Below are 1120 nucleotides of genomic sequence, written 5' to 3'. Positions count from 1 at the left end.
CTGGGTGGGGAAGCCGGTGTAGGCGAGCACGTCGGTTTCGGCCTCGTCCATGCAGGCGCCGAGCTTGGGCCAACGGGTGCGCAACTGGTCGGCGACCTGTCGCCAGACCTGCGTTGCGCTTTTCTGATCGGGCTGCAGGAAGACCTGGCGGATCGCGGCGGCGACGACAGTGTTCTGGCCCTTGGGCACATAGGACAGGGCATTGCGCATGAAGTGCACCCGGCAGCGCTGCCAGGTGGCGCCCATGACGCGGGTGATCGCGCCCTTGAGGCCCTCGTGAGCATCGGAGATGACCAGCTTCACGCCGGTAAGACCGCGCCGAACAAGGTCCTTCAGGAAGTCGGACCAGAAGACCTCCGCTTCCGAGGGGCCGATATGCAGGCCGACGATCTCGCGCCGGCCCTCGGTGTTGACGGCCATGGCGATTATTGCGGCAACGCTGATGATCCGCCCGCCTTCGCGTACCTTGAGATAGGTGGCATCGAGCCAGAGATACGGCCATTCGCCGGTGAGCGGGCGTTTCAGAAAGGCATGGACGCGCTCGTCAATGTCCTTGCAAAGCTTGGAGACGGTGGACTTGGAGATGCCGGTCATGCCCATGGCCTGGACGAGTTCATCGACCCGCCGGGTGCTGACCCCGCCGATCCACGCTTCCTGGATCACCGCAACCAGCGCTTTCTCGACCATCTTGCGGGGCTCAAGGAAGCCCGGAAAATAGGACCCAGCACGCAGCTTGGGGATTTTCAGGTTCAGCGTGCCTACCCGGGTATCCAGCGAACGGTCGCGATAGCCGTTGCGCCAGGTCGCGCGCTCGCTGCTGCGTTCGTGGCGACCCGCGCCGATCAGGCCATCAACGTCGGCCTCCATGATCAGCTGCAGCACGTTCTCGGCGATGGTGCGCAAAAAATCCGGTTGGCCGCCCTTTGCAGCCAGCTCTTCGATCAGTAATCTGTCCTCGGTCATCGGGAACTCCTCTTCGTCACGGTTGAAGTGTGCAAACTCCACCATAACGATGAACCCGGTGGCCACCAGCGACGCCGCATTCCGGGGTGGGGCATGCCCCACCCCGGAATACACCATCGCCTACACCGGAAATTACACCACGAGCGCGGACGCTAAC

At 63.3% G+C, this 1120-nt stretch carries 1 protein-coding gene; it reads right to left on the bottom strand.

All coding sequences use genetic code 11. The features are described from left to right. Window positions 1-963: IS256-like element ISSpma2 family transposase (locus tag NSE01_RS21090; RefSeq protein ID WP_147161514.1), on the bottom strand; the 963-nt coding region annotated here is incomplete at its 3' end. Between the last annotated feature and the right edge of the window lie 157 nt (window positions 964-1120).

This window comes from Novosphingobium sediminis (assembly GCF_007991615.1).
Classification (GTDB): Bacteria; Pseudomonadota; Alphaproteobacteria; order Sphingomonadales; family Sphingomonadaceae; genus Novosphingobium; species Novosphingobium sediminis.
The sequence above is the reverse complement of the archived record's forward strand: the minus strand, read 5'-3'. Positions and strand labels throughout refer to the sequence as shown.